This window comes from Cupriavidus sp. 01L46 (assembly GCF_056399905.1).
The window spans coordinates 1-929 of the sequence record NZ_JBFTSF010000647.1; the positions used below are offsets into that span (position 1 = coordinate 1).

The 929-nt window shown below is 59.2% G+C and carries 1 protein-coding gene; it reads right to left on the bottom strand.

Going from position 1 to position 929, the window contains the following annotated elements; all coding sequences use genetic code 11:
• Positions 1 to 143: 143 nt before the first annotated feature.
• A partial coding sequence (locus AC1DS3_RS39090; RefSeq protein ID WP_477129421.1) for a UDP-glucose dehydrogenase family protein occupies positions 144 to 929 on the bottom strand: 786 nt, incomplete at its 5' end.

The window sequence follows — 929 nt, forward strand, 5'->3', positions numbered from 1 at the left end:
TGCCGTGACAACGGAATGGACGTTGCAGATGCAGACGTAGCGTGACTCGTGTGCCTTAGCCCACTTATGTATGGAGGCAATGGCTTCGTCCCAGCTCACAGCGTTGATGAACGCGCCGAGTACTTCGCTGCCGGACAGTGGTTTCATCGTGCCTCTCCGGTAAATTGCTGGTTGCGTTTCTTGTTGCTCGGCGTTGACACTTGGATCCCGTTTTTGCGGGAAGAGGTGGTAGCGCGTCCTATGGCGTAGTAGATGAAACCGCGCTGTGTTAATTCGGCCGGGTCATACAAGTTGCGGCCATCGAAGATCACGGGCTCACGCAGCGCAGCACCAAGTGCTGCGAAATCCGGTGATCGGAAGGACTTCCATTCCGTCACCACCACGAGTGCATCGGCTCCGATCAGTGCTGCCGCCTGGTCTGATGCGAACCGGATTCGCATTGCGGCGGCGGGGTTTGCAGCGAGGTCCACCTGAATGGCTTTCCTCGCTTCTTCTATCGCCACGGGGTCAAATGCTTGGACGCTCGCGCCACGGGCAAGCAGTTCCTTGATCACCACTCGGCTCGGCGCCGCGCGCATATCGTCTGTATTGGGCTTGAACGCCAGCCCCCAGAGCGCGAACGTCAAACCGGAGAGATCTTCGCCATAGTGGCCAACGATCTTCTGCACCAGAATGCGTTTCTGGTCCTCGTTGACCGCCTCCACCGCAGCCAGGATGCGCGGCGTTTGGCCATATTCCGCCGCCGTCCGCTCCAGCGCCTGTACATCCTTAGGGAAGCAGGATCCACCGTAGCCGGTGCCGGCATACAGGAAGCTGTAGCCAATGCGGGGGTCGGAACCAATACCTTGGCGTACCAGTTCAATATCCGCCCCAACCACGTCCGCCAGGTTGGCCAGCTCGTTCATGAACGAGATCCGGGTAGCCAGCAT